Origin of the sequence: Bacillus cereus group sp. MYBK222-1 (genome assembly GCF_051916425.1) — a bacterium.
GTDB classification, from domain to species: Bacteria; Bacillota; Bacilli; order Bacillales; family Bacillaceae_G; genus Bacillus_A; species Bacillus_A paranthracis.
The window spans coordinates 237,817-255,802 of the sequence record NZ_JBQAGP010000004.1; the positions used below are offsets into that span (position 1 = coordinate 237,817).

Genomic DNA, 17,986 nt, shown 5'->3' on the forward strand with positions numbered 1-17,986 from the left:
AAGGGGATGGAACAAATGAAAAATGAAAGAATCGAGAAATTACAAGAAAGCTGGGAACTAGATACGCGCTGGAAAGGGATCACACGTCCATATTCGGCAGAAGATGTAATTCGCCTGCGCGGGTCAATTGATATCGAGCATACATTAGCGCGCCGCGGTGCTGAAAAGCTTTGGGCGTCGCTTCATACAGAAGATTACATTAACGCACTTGGCGCATTAACAGGAAACCAAGCGATGCAACAAGTAAAAGCTGGGTTAAAAGCAATTTATTTAAGTGGATGGCAAGTAGCAGCAGATGCAAACCTGTCTGGACATATGTATCCAGACCAAAGTTTATATCCAGCAAACAGCGTACCTGCTGTCGTAAAACGAATTAATCAAACGCTTCAACGTGCGGATCAAATTCAGCATATGGAAGGAAGCGGTGATACAGATTATTTCGTACCAATTGTAGCAGATGCAGAAGCTGGATTTGGCGGACAATTAAACGTATTTGAACTGATGAAAGGTATGATTGAAGCGGGTGCATCAGGTGTGCACTTTGAAGATCAATTATCTTCAGAGAAAAAATGCGGTCATTTAGGGGGAAAAGTATTACTACCAACGCAAACAGCGGTACGTAATTTAATTTCGGCACGCCTTGCTGCAGATGTAATGGGTGTACCGACAATTATCGTTGCAAGAACTGATGCGGATGCAGCTGATTTAATTACGAGCGATATTGATCCGGTTGATAAGGCGTTTATTACAGGAGAAAGAACACCAGAAGGATTTTACCGTACGAAAGCAGGTCTTGACCAAGCGATTGCACGTGGTTTAGCATACGCTCCTTATGCAGACCTCGTTTGGTGTGAAACATCTGAACCAAATTTAGAAGATGCAAAACGATTTGCGGACGCAATTCATAAAGAGCATCCAGGGAAATTGCTTGCATACAATTGTTCACCTTCATTTAACTGGAAACAAAAACTAGATGAGAAAACAATTGCGAGCTTCCAAAAAGAAATCGCATCTTACGGTTATAAGTTCCAGTTCGTAACACTTGCTGGATTCCACTCATTAAACTACGGCATGTTCGAATTAGCACGCGGCTATAAAGAGCGCGGCATGGCAGCATACTCTGAACTACAACAAGCAGAATTCGCAGCAGAAAAACATGGCTACTCTGCAACTCGTCACCAACGAGAAGTAGGAACAGGTTACTTTGATGAAGTAGCACAAGTGATTACAGGTGGTACTTCATCAACGACAGCATTAAAAGGATCTACAGAAGAAGCACAATTTACGAAATAAAAGGAAGGGGCCCCTTTTTGAAGGGTGCCCCTTATTATTTTTCGCACGATTCGAGAGTAAATAAAAATATATCGACGATTTTCTCGATATATCTATCATAACTTAAAATATATCAACGATTTTTCAAATATATCGACGATTCGACAAAGGATATCGACTTACCGACAAAAAAAGACAATATGATCAAATCCACTCAGCTCTATGATCACGAATAAACTTCATATCTTTTTCATAATGCTCTAAATGTCCTTCATCAATCATTCTTTGGAAATTTATGTCGCCTTCGTTTGCTTTTCTTTTCATATATGTACATAATGCTTCTAGACGTAGTAGTACCATACCTAAGTAATCTTCATCCATACTTTTACCGTAGGACTGGACGAATAATTTTATTCTTTCTTTCATACGGCCAGCACGTTGTGCCGATTCATAATGAATTGTCTCGTCTGATTCCGTATAATACACTCTACTTAAAGGCACGCAAGTATACAGTGTATAAGCGATATCCCAACTTCTTGGTCCAGGGGCAGCAACATCGAAATCAATAATTCCTACTGGCTTCTCGTTATTAAATATAATGTTATATATAGCAAAATCATTGTGGCATAAAACCTCAATATTATTTGGGGTATGGTCCATAGGTTTCCAATCATCTAATAACGGAAAGTCACTTACAGCATCATGATAAAGGCGAAGCATCTTTGCTATTTCTTTTAACACATCATTAGATCGCATATATTCTTTTAAAGGATAATTCCCAGCCTCTCCTTCAATAAAAGATAAAATCTCTCTATTTTTCTCATCTATACCTAAAAATTTTGGTGCGTAATGAAAACCTTTGTTTTCTAAATGCTGTAATAACTTATGAATTTTTACACTGTCTGGCTTCAATTCTCGCCGAACAGTATTTTTAGAACGATATACGTTTGAGACGTTTCCCCCTGTAAGCTTTTCTTCGTTTGTGTAGTTTGACATTTCATCCCCTCCAGTAAGTACTGTCAGATTACATTTTAACACTTAGAAAAAGGAATAAAGTGGCATTCGAAAGATTTGTTTATTTTTATTCAAATAAGATATTGATAATTGCATACGTGATTTAATTTGTCAGTTATTTTCAAAAAAGATTGTACATTTTATTTTAATGTGCTATGATAATGTCAGTTGAATAGTTAAATTAAGCAATCCATATATTATCAAGTGCTGAAAACGAACGAGAAAAAGTATGTGAGAACTAGTTTATGTTTCGTATTTGATAATGTGTGGATTCTTTTTTTAGATAGGAAAACTAAAAAATTAAAAAAATGTATTTTCTTAGGAGGAAATAATTATGGCAGTAACAGGACAAGTAAAATGGTTTAACAACGAAAAAGGCTTCGGTTTCATCGAAGTTCCAGGCGAAAACGACGTATTCGTACACTTCTCTGCAATCGAAACTGAAGGTTTCAAATCTCTAGAAGAAGGTCAAAAAGTTAGCTTCGAAATCGAAGAAGGTAACCGTGGACCTCAAGCTAAAAACGTAATCAAACTATAATTTTATAGTTGATGATGGAAAAAAGGATGGCTAATGCCATCCTTTTTTTTAGGTTGTGGAGAAAGTTTTCCCAGAGCCTGTTTTTATATCTAAATCTCTTTTTCTATGTTACAACGGGTGAAAAATTATCTGGAATGCGTATTAGTTTCTGTAGAAGAATTAGTTCAGCAAGAGCATTTGCTGCGTATGATAGTAAATAACTATAAATTTGTATTCTCTGTTGAAATGGGGAAATCTTTTCTAGATAGACCTTGAGTATCATCTTTTTTGTTAGCATTGTTGTTAGAATTTTGTTCGTCTTGAGATAATGTTTCTAACATTTGTTCTTGCTCCTTACTAGGGGTATTCAGAGCATCTGATGGGACGCTATTAATCTGTTGGCTTAATAGACTTTTTTTCTCCATATTATACAGCTCCTTTTTGGAATTAGATAAAAAACGAATGTAATCATAAATAATCACTTACATATTTTGTGTTTTGAAGTGGAATTATATACAAAACTTATATTGCAGATTTAACGAGTTAAAAAGTTGCTAGTGATTTATAAAGGTGAAGTTCTTAATAAAAATGGGTAACACGTACAAGTACTTTTTAACGTAGTGGATAATTTTTTATATGTAATAATATTAGAAAATAAAGGGGATACAGGGACACTCGGAAGAAATTATGAATATGAAGAAGAGTAAAAGGGTTTCCAAAATAGAAAGCCTTTTACTCTTCTTTTTCAACTTTTTTCTTCGCGCTTTTCTTACATTCAGAGCATTTCGATTTACGAAAAGGCTTTGCAAAAAATAATAGAATGAAAAATAAAGCGAATATAATGCTAGCTGGGTTGTTCACGATCACAATGCTGCTATTTTTCATGTGAATCGTTGGTTGCATTTCTTTTTCTTTCATAGTGGACCTCCATATATTGGATTTTTATTTTAATTATAGCAAAGTTAATTGTCTTAATGATGCGAAATGAGGAAGTAGTTGTAAATATTTATAGGTAGTATAAATAGATTTTGTATAGGTTTATTATTATAAAAATAATATATTTTTATTTTATAATTTAAAAGGCAGTTGACAAATAATAAAGTATTGTAAAAAAGCGGAATCTGTAAGCCATTTCCTTTTCATAGATGCTAAAATTATATATGCAGCTGCTAATATAAATAGAAAAAAGGAGATAGTGGAATATGGAAAGTAAAGTGGAACGCTACGTCGAAAACTATGTTGTAAATAAAAATACAATGGCCTTACTTCCTGTAATTCTCAGTGAAAAGAAAATTGTTACGCGAGTTGTTGAAGTGCAAGACTCTTTTTTCGTATTTCAAAAGCCTTTAGATATTATAGAAAGAAGTTGCCGCAAGCATGGTTCTAGTTTTTTAGGCAGAAAAGAAGGAACGAAAGAGTTAACTCATATTACACATAAAGCTCCGATTGCGATTAGTCCAACAGATCAACTTTATTTTTTCCCTACCTATTCGTATTCTAGAAAAGAATGCGCGTGGTTGTCTCATTTTTATATTGAAAATAATAAAGAATTAAAAGATGGAAACCTTATTATCCGATTTATAAATGGTTTTGCTGTGAAGTTAGAGATATCGAAAACTAGTTTTGAAAATCAACAAAATCGTACTGCGAAATTGCGAACGGAGTATGAAGATCGTAGGAAAAAACAAGGGAATCCTTGCTTTAAAGAGGTTGATCAAAGGGATGAATCTAGATTAAAACCAGCATATGAGAGTGTGTATTTTGTTAGAGAAGAGGATGTGTAAAAGGATTTTAGAAGTAGTTTAAAAAATAGTATTGAGTCTTTTAATATATGCGTCTTTCCGAAAAATACATTTCGGAAAGACACATATATTTTTCGGGAGAATATATATTTTTTTATAATATAATATTAAAAGAGATTATATCGATTTCGAATTATAGAATTTAAAAATAGAAAGTGGGTATTAATTATGAAAAAAGTTAATTATAATTTATATTTCAAGTATATGACTTCTAGCTTTGTTGTATTAGTAGTGGCGCTGCCTACACTGCGTAATATGTTATGGCCATAAACAAATGCAGTTCTGAAAAGGAGTTATATTGATAACTCCTTTTTTTGTTGTATACTCGGCAAGATTTTTTATTTTGGGAGGGTTTTGATGAAAAATATCCATAGTTATAAAAAAGAAATAAATTTTATACTTATTTCTTTTTTGTTGGTAGTTTATTTTTCGACTATTATTGTTAAATATCCAATGCTGGGAATTGAAGTAGAGAAGATAGAGGGGAATTATCAAATAGTAGATTTGGATGATGATAAATGGGCTGCAAAACAAGGAATTAAGAGGGGAGATATTATAAAGAATTTAGATAGAGAACCCCCGGAATTCAATTCATCTGTAAACATGTTTTCTAGAGTGGAAAAGGTACAAACTATTCATGTTCAACAAGGTGAAACTGAAAGGAAATATAATGTAATGTATGAAAAGGGTGATAAACAATTTACATATCATTTGTTTATGCCGTTGTTATATTACTTAATATTTATTAGTAGTTGTCTATTTATAATAATTTATAACGGTAGAAAAAATAATGATTGGTCTAAATACTTGTTGCAATTCCTTACATTGTTTAGCCTGACATATATTAGCTCAATTGCCTATGGGAGAATGGATGTATTAGGTATGATTGTTATGTCAAGTAGCTTCAATTACTCCCTAGTGTTATTCCTATTATTTTTTAATGCGTATTTTAACAATAGGAATAAGAGGATTATCAATGCTAAAACCCTTAATTTTCTGCAAAAAACTGTAATTGTTCTATTAATATCAACGAATGCACTGCGATTTTTTTATAATAGATTAGGTTCATTAATAAACGGAATTACCTTTTTAATATTGTTATTTACTATAATGTTTCTCTTAGTGCGCTTTCTTTTTCGGAATAAACAAAATGTAAAATTGGAGTTTATTAAAGCTATTATTATTAGTTTTTTGATTTCTTTAATACCGTTTATATTCTTTTTTGTTATTCCCAGCTTATTTTTAGGGAAAGAATTAATAGAATTTGAAATATCTATAATATTTTTCTTATTCATCCCAACTTATTTTTTTTATTTATTGATTTCAAGGGATTTATTTGATGTGAATTTTATCATTAGTAGATTTAAATATTACTTATTTATATCATTGATTGTTTCAGGATTAATATTGATAATGGAAATAATTGTTTTTGATAAGAAGTTTGAGTTGGAAAATGTATTAGATTTTATTCAAGTAAATATTGTTACTTTTATTTTTATTATTGTGAGTTATTATTTTAAAGACTATTTAGATTTTAAGTTTCGTAAGGTCTTATATGATCATAAGAAAATTTATTCAAATAGTTTAAATAGATTTCTTCATCAAATGAAAAGTGAGTACAAACAATCTGATTTAATAAAAGTAATTAAACGAGAGTTTATAGACGTATTAGCGATAAAGGAAATAATTTTTCTACAAATTAATAATGCCAACCAAGAGATAGAACCTATTGAGGGAAAAGTGTCGCTAAATTATGAGGTATTAAAAAAAGTAAAGTGGTGCGAATTCACAGTAGGATCCGTGATATGGATAGAAGGATATTTTATCGTTGTGGTTTCAGATTTAAATGCAAGTAAAGTAGTATTAATTTGTGATAGAGAGAGTTTAAGTATTGACGAAATTTTATGGTTGGAAACAATTTCAAATTATATCCATTTGCAATTTGAAGCTGCCAAAAAGTTAGAAGATTTTATGGATGAAATATCTCGTGAAAATTCAGAAAAAGAGTATGTCAATAGATTTGCTCGTTTATCTTTAATGATAAGTGAAAAGGAACGAGGGGATTTGTCTCGGGATATTCACGATGGCGTTTTACAAGATCAGTTACGTTTGTATCGAAAAATGGAAGGATATAAAGAATTATTTGTAGATGAAAAAGTAGTAGAAGTATTAAATGAAATCAAGGAGGAATTAATGGATCAAATATATATTGTTCGAGAAACATGCAACAATTTAAGACCTCCATTTCTAAAGGAGTTAGGTTTGCAACAATCACTTCAGCGATTGTTTAAAAAGATAAGTTTTGAGGCGAATTTTCATTTGAATTATGACATTCAAGAAAAGTTTAATATGAGAAATTTAGAGTATGAAAATGCTATATATAGAATTATACAAGAGTTGTTAAATAACGCATTAAAGCATTCGCAAGCTTCTGTTGTATATCTATATGTGTTCGAGGAAGCGGAATCGATTTATCTTGTATATAAAGATGACGGTATCGGAATGAAAACAAGTGCATTAACTGAATCCTATACAACCATGGGAATATCAGGGGTTGTTACTAGGGTGAAAAGCTTAAATGGAGAAATAAAAATAAACTCGAATATAGGTCAAGGATTAGAGATAGATATTAAATTTAATTAAAGACTATATGTGATTTGCAAAAAATTGTTAATAGGAGTATGAAAATGATAGAGGTTCTTATTATAGATGACCATATGGCTGTTGGAATGGGAACAAAGGCACTCATAGAAACAGAAGATATTTGTGCAGATGTTTTGTTTGACAGTGCTGAATATTTAAGTTGTATTACTAAAAAAAAATATGATGTTTATTTAGTGGATTTATTTATGCCTAATTTAAATGGGTTGGAAGTTACAAAGGGGATTTTAAAGCATGATCCGGATGCTGCTATAATAATTTATACAGGTTTTGACATAGAGCCGCATTTCAATCTACTTCTAGAAAATAATATTTCTGGAATTATCAGTAAGACGGCGTCTAAAGAACAGATGATAACTACGATTCGTTGCGCTAAACGAAAAGAAGTGGTTATTCCATTAGGCTTATTTAGGCAATTGCGAATTCAGCAGTTTTCAGCAAAATCATTGTTACAATCTGAAAAAACAAATGAACTTCCTATTACTTTAACTCAAAGAGAGCGAGAGATTTTAATTTTTGTACAGCAAGGAATGACTAATAAAAATATTGCACTAACGTTGAATTTAAGCCAACGTTCTATAGAATATACGTTAACGGAATTATTTAATAAGTTAAGAGTATCTTCTAGAGTAGAGGCTGTAGAGAAAGCAAAATCTCTTGGGATATTATCTAAAATTAATTTGTAATATATGTAATAAAAGATCAAAAATTTAGTTTGTTGAAATAACCTTCAATCACTTCTTTTTCTTTTTTACAAATTCACTCTTTTATTCCCTTTATTATGATGTAGAAAAGTAAATTTGTCTTTTTCCGAAAACTGTATTTCGGAAAAAGACAAGAAACTCTTCGTATGAAACTTGCATTGTTTTTAATATAGTTATGTATAGAAACCAAGATAAAGTAACTTGGTACATATTAAAAACGACGTTATGTCAGTTTAATTGGGGGAATTGTGATGAAAAAGAAACTATTTAAAGGTACAGCGTTAATGCTGTCAGCTGCAATTTTAGGTGGAAGTCTAGCAAATACAACTTCTGTAAGTGCGGCAGAAATTAATCCACCAACTTATTCATTAGAAGAGAAGGCTGAAATGGACAAAGCATTTAAGGTGTTAAGTGTTATTGAATCAATTCCTGATAGTGTATTAGCGGAAGGTAGTGATTCTGTAAATCAGTGGATGGCGGAAAATAATTATGATGGTTTATTCCAAGTTATGGATGCTGTCGAAAATGATGAAGCTGTAGCATATGGGGTAGCAGGTTGTGTTTCAGCTGTCGGGATTGCAGTGCTTTCTAATGTATTCTCAATTACTAAGCTTACAAAAATTAAAAGTGCATTACAAGCGCTAGGTGGGGCAAAAACATTTGTGAATAAATTGATTCCAGCATATAATGCTGCTAGAGCTAGTGGACAAAGTAAAAAAGCAGCTGCAACTTCTGCAGTGAAAAAAGCAGCAAGTGCAGCGGGACCAGAAGCTAAACAAGCGTTGCTAGAGTTCTTTGCTTTAGGAAGTATTTATTCTGCTTGTTTTGAATAATGATATAGGAGTGAAATATGACTATTATCAGTACGATTTTCTTCTTTAGTTTTTCAGTATTTTTTGTAATTCGTTACTTAAAATTAAAAAAGACATACGATTTATTAATGATATTTGTAAGCTTGTATGCAGGGATTATGAGTGTGGAATTAATAAGTTTAAGTACAACGGTATCATATGTTTTAGATACCATAGTTATTGTTCTAGTAATAATTTCTGTAATTCTTTTTCTTAAAGATAAAAAGAATCATTAAATTTTATTATTAAAATTATATTGAAGTTCAAAAAGAGTTTGACCCAAAAGTAGCTGAATAGCTACTCGGGTCAAACTCTTTTTTATTTATAGGGTGTATTGTTGATATAAAATAGCATTATGCACAGCAAATTTATTTTTGAAAAATACTGATTGTCACTATGTATATCATTCCTTTCTAAATATTGTCGAATATTGATAGATTATCATAGCATAATAATGAAGGAATTCTCATGAAAGATATGGAAACTTAATAATTACATCTCCATATGTCGTATCTACCATTTCCTCTTTCATATAGGCAATGATACAGTAGAGGTAGTACTTAGAGTAAAGGGGTAAAGTGTAGAATGGATTTTCAGACGATCAAAGAGTATTTTTCACCAGAAAATATGGATCATATTGTTGAAAGCTATAAAGCGTTCGGACCACTTCTTGGTATTGGGTTACCGATGATAGAGGCGTTAATTCCAGCATTGCCACTCATCGTATTTGTACTGGCGAATGCTGTTGCATTTGGATTTTGGCTCGGTTTTCTTTATTCTTGGCTTGGATCAGTAATGGGTGCCTTACTTGTCTTTTTCATAATCCGCCATTTTGGCCGAAGTCGTTTCTTTTCTTTTGTAAATAAGCATGAGAAAGTACGAAAGGCAATGGGGTGGATTGAAAGGAAAGGGTTCGCACCGATTTTCGTCATATTTTGTTTTCCGTTTACACCATCTGCGCTTATAAATGTTGTCGCTGGTCTATCTCGCATTAGTGTAAAACAGTTTGGCCTTGCGCTCGCGTTCGGAAAGCTTGTGATGATTTTTATTTTAACGTATATCGGTCATGATTTAATGTCATTTATTCATAATCCGGTGAAATCAGTCATTGTAGCAATTGGTATTTTTATTTTATGGTATGTCGGTAAGAAAATCGAAGTAAAGTTAGAACTACATTAAGAATAGTCTTCTTTGTAAAGGAAAGCTTCATTATTAAAGGAGAAGGGGAGAAGCGGATGAAGAAAACTTTGAAAAAAGAAGGCATAGAGTGGATACGGACAATTTTAATTGGTGTATTATTAGCTGTATTTTTTCGAACGTTTTTCTTTTCAACGTATGTTGTAGAGGGGAAGTCAATGATGCCGACATTGCAAGATGGCAATATGCTCGTTGTAAATAAGGTGAGTTATCAAGTGGGGGACTTGAATAGGTTTGATGTTGTTGTATTTCATGCGAACAAAAAAGAGGACTACGTAAAACGAATTATCGGTTTACCTGGGGATCATATTGAATATAAGCATGATAAACTATATATAAACGGACAATTCGTGGATGAACCTTATCTAGAGAAATATAAGAAAGAGATAAATGGACGACAACTAACAGGTGACTTTACGCTAGAAGAGTTAACGAAGGAAAAAACGGTGCCACCTGGATATATTTTTGTAGTAGGTGATAACCGCCTCGGGAGCTGGGATAGTAGACATTTTGGTTTTGTAAAAGCTAATACAGTTGTCGGTAAAGTTGATTTACGATATTGGCCAATTCAAGAGGTGCAAACGAATTTTTCAAAAGGTTGATATAATAGGTAGAAGTATAGAAAAAGACAAACTACTCCGTTTGTCTTTTTTCGTGTCCTATAATACAATTATAGTAGCAAACTAACGTTCGTTATGTAAGTGAAAGGTGGGGTTACATGTCACTTCGATTTGTGATTGGTAGAGCGGGAAGTGGAAAAAGTACACTTTGTTTACACGAAGTGCAAGAAGAGTTAAAGCAGCGTCCAAGAGGGGAAACAATATTATATCTTGTGCCAGAACAGATGACATTCCAAACGCAGCAGGCGTTAATTGGTAGTGAGGATGTTAGAGGTTCTATTCGGGCACAAGTTTTTAGTTTTTCACGATTAGCGTGGAAAGTATTGCAAGAAGTTGGCGGAGCGAGTCGTCTTCACATTGATGAAGCGGGCGTACATATGTTACTTCGTAAAATTGTAGAGTCTCGTAAAGATGGATTATCGGTATTCCAAAAAGCAGCGGAGCAAAATGGTTTCTTTGAACATCTTGGCAGTATGATTGCGGAGTTTAAACGATATAACGTGACGCCATCAAACGTATATGAAATGTGGCAACAATTAGATGCACACAGTAGCAGTGCTGAACAAAAGCTATTAGCGAATAAAGTGTATGATTTACAGTTATTATATGATGATTTTGAACGTGCTTTAATCGGAAAGTACTTAGATTCAGAAGACTATCTGCAATTGCTAGTGGAAAAGCTTCCGCAGTCTGAATATGTAAAGGGAGCTGAAATTTATATAGATGGCTTCCATTCGTTTTCACCGCAAGAACTAGAAATTGTAAGACAGCTTATGATTTGCGGTGCGAGAGTGACAATTACATTAACGATAGATGAAAAAACGTTAGCGCAGCCAGTAAATGAACTAGATTTATTTTATGAAACGACGTTAACGTATGAAAAAATAAAACAAGTAGCGCGTGAAGAGAAAATAGAAATTGAAAAAACGATTCCGCTTATGGAACAACCGCGTTTTCATTCTCCAGCATTAGCGCATTTAGAAGCTCATTATGAAGCGCGTCCGAATGAGAAATTTAACGGGGAAGCAAGTGTAACGATTCATACAGCCGCGAATTTACGAGCTGAAGTAGAAGGCGTTGCTCGTGAAATTCGTAGACTTGTGGCGGATGAAGACTATCGTTACCGAGATATTGCAGTTCTTCTTCGTAACGGAGAAAGTTATTACGATGTAATGCGGACTCTATTTACAGATTATAATATCCCGCACTTTATCGATGAAAAACGCCCGATGTCACATCATCCGTTAGTAGAATGCATTCGTTCTGCACTCGAGATTATTAGCGGGAATTGGCGTTATGATGCAGTATTTCGCTGCGTGAAAACAGAGCTTTTATATCCATTAGACGTAAGAAAAGAAACGATGCGCGAAGAGATGGATGAGTTTGAAAACTATTGTTTAGCGTACGGTGTACAAGGGAAAAGATGGACTTCTGAAGATCCGTGGATGTATCGCCGCTATCGTTCTCTTGACGATACGGACGGGATGATTACAGACAGTGAACGTGAAATGGAAGAGAAAATAAATCGATTGCGTGACGTTGTAAGAACGCCTGTTATTCGTATGCAAAAAAGACTGAAGCGTGCGGGAACGGTTATGCAAATGTGCGAAGCTGTTTACTTATTTTTAGAAGAGCTTGACGTTCCGAAAAAATTAGAAGCATTACGTATTCGTGCAGAAGAGAGTGGAGATTTCTTATTTGCGACAGATCATGAACAAGTATGGGAAGAAGTAATGAGTCTTCTTGATACGTTCGTTGAGATGCTTGGCGAAGAAAAAATGTCACTTTCTATGTTCACAGACGTTATGTCGACAGGTCTTGAGGCGCTTCAATTCGCAAACATTCCGCCGTCATTAGACCAAGTGTTAATTGCGAATATTGATCGTTCTAGATTATCAAATGTGAAAGCAACATTTGTCATTGGAGTGAATGAAGGTGTGATTCCAGCAGCACCGATGGATGAAGGTATGCTTTCTGATGAAGAAAGAGATGTTCTTAGCGCTGCAGGTATTGAACTCGCACCAACGACGAGACAAACTTTATTAGAAGAACAGTTTGTTATGTACCAAATGGTAACGAGAGCAACTGAGAAATTATACATTTCATGCCCGCTTGCAGATGAGGAAGGAAAGACGTTACTTGCTTCTAGCTTTATTAAGAAAATAAAAAGAATGTTCCCTGATGTGAAAGATACATTTATTACGAACGACGTAAATGATTTATCACGTTCGGAACAAATTTCATATGTAGCAACACCAGAAGTAACGTTGTCATATGTTATGCAGCAACTTCAAACGTGGAAGCGATATGGATTTGAAGGCAACTTAGACTTTTGGTGGGATGTATATAATTTCTACGTTACTTCAGATGAATGGAAGCAAAAAAGTAGCCGCGTATTATCAAGCTTATTCTACCGAAATCGTGCGCAAAAGCTAAGTACAGCTGTAAGTAGAGATTTATACGGAGATAAAATAAAAGGAAGCGTTTCTCGTATGGAATTATTTAACCGTTGTGCGTACGCTCATTTTGCGCAGCACGGTTTATCGTTAAGAGAGCGTGATATTTTCAAACTGGATGCGCCAGATATCGGAGAGCTCTTCCATGCAGCGCTGAAGAGAATTGCAGATAGGCTATTACGTGAAAATCGTACTTGGGCGGATTTATCAATAAAAGAGTGTGAGCATCTTTCTACTGTAGTAATAGAAGAAATCGCACCGTTATTACAAAGACAAATTTTATTAAGTTCAAACCGTCATTTCTATTTAAAACAAAAACTACAACAAATCATTTTCCGTACGTCAATCATTCTTCGTGAACATGCGAAGTCTAGCGGTTTCGTACCAGTTGATCTAGAAGTGCCATTTGGTATGGGCGGTACAGGATCACTTCCGCCAATGGAATTCTCCTTACCTAATGGTGTGAAGATGGAAGTAGTTGGCCGTATTGACCGTGTTGATAAGGCAGAAGATGAAAAGGGAACATTCCTACGTATTATTGACTATAAATCAAGCTCAAAAGCGTTAGACTTAACGGAAGTGTATTACGGATTAGCACTTCAAATGTTAACGTATTTAGATGTTGTTACTTCAAATGCGCATACGTGGATGAAAAAAGGCGGCACGGCATCACCAGCTGGTGTATTGTATTTCCACATTCATAACCCAATTGTGGAGGTAAAAGGTGACGCATCTGAAGCAGAAATTGAAAAGGAAATTTTAAAGAAATTCAAAATGAAAGGTCTCGTACTAGGAGATGCTGACGTTGTTCGTTTAATGGATAATAAACTTTCAACAGGAAGCTCTGATATTATTTCTGCTGGTCTGAAAAAAGACGGTAGCTTTAGTGCGCGTTCAAGTATTGCCAGTGAACAAGAGTTTAACGTCCTGCAAAAATATGTACACCATACGTTTGAAAATATCGGAAAAGACATTACAGAAGGTGTGATCGATATTGCCCCTTACAAAAAAGGAAATAAAGCGGCGTGTACGTTCTGTAACTTCAAATCGGTTTGTCAGTTCGATGAATCACTTGAAGATAACCAATTCCGTACGCTAAAAGATATGAAAGATAGCGAAGCGATGGAGAAAATTAGAGAGGAGGTTGGCGGAGAATGATAGAAAATTGGCCTAAAAAACCAGAAGGTAGTCAGTGGACAGATGACCAGTGGAAAGCGGTTGTAGCGAACGGGCGTGATATTTTAGTCGCAGCAGCAGCAGGATCAGGGAAAACAGCAGTATTAGTTGAACGTATTATTAAAAAGATTATAAATGAAGAAAACCCAGTCGATGTCGACCGCCTGCTCGTTGTAACATTTACGAATGCAGCGGCGCAAGAGATGAAAAACAGAATTGGGGAAGCATTAGAAAAAGTATTAATTGATGAGCCTGGCTCTCAGCACATCCGAAAGCAGCTGAGCTTATTAAATAAAGCTTCCATTTCAACGATCCATTCATTTTGTTTACAAGTCATTAGAGGATATTATTACATGCTTGATGTTGATCCTCGTTTCCGCATTGCGAATCAAACCGAAAATGAATTGTTAAAAGAAGAAGTGCTAGATGACATATTAGAAGAAGAGTATGGGATAGAAGATAATACGATATTCTTTGAACTCGTTGATCGTTATACGAGTGACCGTAGTGACGATGATTTACAACGTATGATTTTAGCGCTTCATACAGAATCAAGAGCGCATCCAAATCCGGAAAAATGGCTTGATAAATTAGTAGAAGCATATGATGTGGAAGGAAAGACAATTGAAGATTTAGTGTACGCTTCCTACTTATTAGAAGATGTGAAATTTCAACTTGAAACAGCGGAACAGCATATTCGTAAAGCGACAGAGCTCGCAATGCTTCCTGACGGTCCAGCGCCCCGTGTTGAAACACTGCAAGCGGATTTAGCTTTACTTGGAACGTTATCATCAGCTGCTCGTGAGTCATGGACAAGCGTATATGAAGCGATGCAAAACGTATCGTGGCAAACATTAAAGCGTATTAAGAAAAGCGATTATAACGAGGATGTTGTAAAACAAGTAGACTCTCTTCGTAATAAAGCGAAAGATGAAGTGAAGAAATTACAAGAAGAGCTATTTAGTCGCAAACCTGAAAGTTTCTTACGAGATTTTCAAGATATGCATCCTGTATTAGAAAAACTCGTACAGCTTGTAAAAGTATTTACAGAGCGTTTCCAAGCGATGAAGCGAGATAAAGGAATGGTCGATTTCACAGATTTAGAGCATTTCTGTTTACAAATTTTAAGCGAACAAAGTGAAGAAGGTGAAATGAAGCCATCAGCTGTAGCACTTCAATATCGTAATAAATTTGCTGAAGTATTAGTCGATGAATATCAAGATACGAACTTCGTACAAGAATCGATTATTAAATTCGTAACGAAAGATTCTGAGAGTGAAGGAAACTTGTTTATGGTAGGTGACGTGAAACAGTCGATATATCGTTTCCGACTAGCAGAACCAGGATTATTCTTAGGAAAGTATAAACGCTTCACGCAAGAAGGATTAGGCGGCGGAATGAAAATTGACTTAGCGAAAAACTTCCGTAGTCGTCATGAAGTGTTAGCGGGTACAAACTTTATCTTCAAACAAATTATGGGCGAAGAAGTTGGGGAAATCGATTACGATGCTGACGCTGAATTAAAGCTAGGTGCTAGCTATCCAGAAGGTGAAGATGTAGCAGCTGAACTATTGTGCATTCAGCAAACAGAAGAAGAAGTAATAGACGGTGAAGAAGGTGCGGAAGTAGAAAAAGCACAGCTTGAAGCTCGTCTTATGGCGCAGCGCATTAAAGCGATGGTTGATTCAGGTTATGAAGTGTATGATCGTAAAACGGATAGTATGCGCCCTGTACAATACCGCGACTTCGTTATTTTACTTCGCTCCATGCCGTGGGCACCGCAAATTATGGAAGAGTTAAAATTGCAAGGAATTCCAGTATACGCTGATCTTGCGACTGGTTACTTTGAAGCGACAGAAGTAAATATTATGATGAACGTATTCCGCGTTATTGATAATCCGATGCAAGATATTCCGCTTGCAGCAGTACTTCGTTCCCCAATCGTTGGATTAAATGATGAAGAACTTGCAACGCTTCGTGCTCATGGGAAGAAAGGATCGTTTTATGAAGTAATGAGCTCATTCTTAAAAGGGGCACCGCTTGAAGAAGAAAAAGAACTACATGATAAATTAGAATGGTTCTACAACTTACTGCAAGGATGGCGTGAATTTGCGCGCCAACAGTCTCTTTCCGATTTAATTTGGAAAGTGTACGGTGAGACAGGTTATTATGACTTTGTCGGTGGTTTACCAGCTGGAAAGCAAAGGCAAGCAAACTTGCGTGTACTATATGACCGCGCAAGACAATATGAAGCAACATCGTTTAGAGGACTATTCCGCTTCTTACGCTTTATTGAGCGTATTTTAGAACGCGGTGATGATATGGGTACGGCGAGAGCTTTAGGTGAACAAGAAGATGTCGTTCGCATTATGACAATTCATAAAAGTAAAGGACTTGAGTTTCCAGTCGTATTTGTCGCTGGACTTGGTCGTCGCTTTAATACACAAGACTTAATGAAGCGTTTCTTACTGCATAAAGACTTCGGTTTCGGTTCGCAATTTATCGATCCTCGTAAACGAATTAAATATACGACATTATCACAACTTGCAATTAAGCGTAAAATGAAAATGGAATTAATTGCGGAAGAAATGCGCGTCTTATACGTAGCGTTAACACGTGCAAAAGAGAAGTTAATTTTAATTGGAACAGTTAAGGATGCAACTAAGGAAATGGAAAAATGGCTGGATGCGAGAGAGCATAGTGAATGGTTATTACCAGATCATATACGTGCCGGAGCGTCTTGCTACTTAGACTGGATTGCACCTTCATTATATAGGCACCGTGATAGTGAAATACTTCTTGAATTAGGACAAGGAAGTGTTCCAGATGAAATTTATGGGTATGACACTAGCTGGAAAGTAGAAGTTGTTGACGGTAACACGTTACTCGCGCCAGAACCGGTTCAAGAAGAGAAACAAGAATTGTTAGAAGCACTTCGTGAGAAAAAGGCCGTTCCCCTGCAAAGTGAACGGAAAGAAGAGGTGTACGATAGATTAATGTGGAAGTACGGATATGAGGAAGCGACATCTCATCGTGCGAAGCAATCTGTTACAGAAATAAAGAGAAATTATCAATCTGAAGAAGGTAGCGATAATGCCTTTATTAAAAAAATACGTGCACCAATTAGGACACGTCCTCGTTTTATGGAGAAAAAGGGATTAACATATGCAGAGCGCGGAACAGCAGTACATGCCGTTATGCAGTATGTTGATTTGAAGAAGCCGATTACAGAAGAAGTGATTCGGGAGCAAATTGCTGGAATGGTAAATAAAGAATTATTAACATTCGAGCAGGCGGAAGAAATTGCGATTGAAAAAGTAATTTCATTCTTTGATAGTGACCTAGGTAAAAGGGTATTAGCGGCGAAAAGTGTTGAGCGTGAAGTACCATTTACGATGATGCTTGCAGCAGAAGAAGCGTATCAAGATTGGCAAGGGCAGAGCGGGGAATCCATTCTTGTCCAAGGGGTTATTGACTGCATGATTGAAGAGGAAGATGGTATTACTTTAATCGACTTTAAAACGGATACGATTGAAGGGAAGTTCCCAGGTGGATTTGATCAAGCGAAACCAATTTTAGAAGAGCGATATAAAGTCCAGCTTTCGTTATATGCAAAAGCGCTTGAGAAAAGCTTACAACACCCTGTGAAAGAGAAATGTTTATACTTCTTTGATGGTAATCATGTTATAAAAGTTGAGGAATAGAGGGGCTTGCAA

13 protein-coding genes are annotated in these 17,986 nt (G+C 35.3%); 10 read left to right on the plus strand and 3 right to left on the minus strand.

The genetic code is table 11. The features are described 5' to 3' along the window. The first annotated feature begins 15 nt into the window (after positions 1–15). Positions 16–1,293, plus strand: a complete 1,278-nt coding sequence (gene aceA / locus ACTFR9_RS19930) for an isocitrate lyase (protein WP_000787354.1) — start codon at positions 16–18, stop codon at positions 1,291–1,293. Positions 1,294–1,476: 183 nt separating this feature from the next. Here the strand turns inward: aceA and ACTFR9_RS19935 are convergent, their stop codons facing one another. Continuing rightward, positions 1,477–2,268 (minus strand): phosphotransferase, encoded by a 792-nt coding sequence (locus ACTFR9_RS19935; RefSeq protein ID WP_440049015.1) that lies wholly within the window; start codon positions 2,266–2,268, stop codon positions 1,477–1,479. Between the two features lie 352 nt (positions 2,269–2,620). Here ACTFR9_RS19935 and cspA point away from each other — a divergent pair, with 352 nt between their 5' ends. After that, positions 2,621–2,824, plus strand: a complete 204-nt coding sequence (cspA, locus tag ACTFR9_RS19940; RefSeq protein WP_000301522.1) for an RNA chaperone/antiterminator CspA — start codon at positions 2,621–2,623, stop codon at positions 2,822–2,824. Between the two features lie 200 nt (positions 2,825–3,024). On the opposite strand, the gene ACTFR9_RS19945 is transcribed toward cspA, so the two are convergent. Together ACTFR9_RS19945 and ACTFR9_RS19950 are read right to left on the minus strand one after the other, a co-directional pair. After that, positions 3,025–3,228: a hypothetical protein gene (locus tag ACTFR9_RS19945; protein ID WP_229136467.1), complete on the minus strand. Its 204-nt coding sequence runs from the start codon at positions 3,226–3,228 to the stop codon at positions 3,025–3,027. A 307-nt stretch (positions 3,229–3,535) separates the two neighbouring features. Then, positions 3,536–3,721, minus strand: a complete 186-nt coding sequence (locus tag ACTFR9_RS19950; protein ID WP_000659564.1) for a hypothetical protein — start codon at positions 3,719–3,721, stop codon at positions 3,536–3,538. A gap of 284 nt (positions 3,722–4,005) precedes the next feature. On the opposite strand from ACTFR9_RS19950, the gene ACTFR9_RS19955 reads away from it, so the two are divergent. From ACTFR9_RS19955 to addA, 8 genes are all read left to right on the plus strand, one after another. Further along, positions 4,006–4,587 carry a competence protein ComK gene (locus ACTFR9_RS19955; RefSeq protein ID WP_000444428.1) on the plus strand — a complete coding sequence of 194 codons (582 nt, stop codon included), beginning with the start codon at positions 4,006–4,008 and terminating at the stop codon, positions 4,585–4,587. 375 nt (positions 4,588–4,962) lie between these two features. Beyond that, complete coding sequence (locus tag ACTFR9_RS19960; RefSeq protein ID WP_229136469.1) at positions 4,963–7,248, plus strand: sensor histidine kinase; 2,286 nt, start codon at positions 4,963–4,965, stop codon at positions 7,246–7,248. A gap of 44 nt (positions 7,249–7,292) precedes the next feature. Then, a complete protein-coding gene (locus tag ACTFR9_RS19965; protein ID WP_000573661.1) occupies positions 7,293–7,952 on the plus strand; it encodes a response regulator transcription factor in 660 nt (219 codons plus the stop codon). A 269-nt stretch (positions 7,953–8,221) separates the two neighbouring features. After that, complete coding sequence (locus tag ACTFR9_RS19970; RefSeq protein WP_000727686.1) at positions 8,222–8,803, plus strand: hypothetical protein; 582 nt, start codon at positions 8,222–8,224, stop codon at positions 8,801–8,803. Between the two features lie 603 nt (positions 8,804–9,406). Continuing rightward, complete coding sequence (locus ACTFR9_RS19975) at positions 9,407–10,000, plus strand: TVP38/TMEM64 family protein (RefSeq protein ID WP_000347516.1); 594 nt, start codon at positions 9,407–9,409, stop codon at positions 9,998–10,000. A gap of 56 nt (positions 10,001–10,056) precedes the next feature. Further along, positions 10,057–10,620, plus strand: coding sequence for a signal peptidase I (gene lepB / locus ACTFR9_RS19980; protein WP_000751901.1), 564 nt, complete (start codon positions 10,057–10,059; stop codon positions 10,618–10,620). 116 nt (positions 10,621–10,736) lie between these two features. Next, complete coding sequence (addB, locus tag ACTFR9_RS19985; protein ID WP_074532218.1) at positions 10,737–14,252, plus strand: helicase-exonuclease AddAB subunit AddB; 3,516 nt, start codon at positions 10,737–10,739, stop codon at positions 14,250–14,252. Continuing rightward, positions 14,249–17,974, plus strand: a complete 3,726-nt coding sequence (gene addA, locus ACTFR9_RS19990) for a helicase-exonuclease AddAB subunit AddA (RefSeq protein WP_440049016.1) — start codon at positions 14,249–14,251, stop codon at positions 17,972–17,974. Before addB ends, addA begins: the two co-directional genes overlap by 4 nt. The last annotated feature ends 12 nt before the right edge of the window (positions 17,975–17,986 follow it).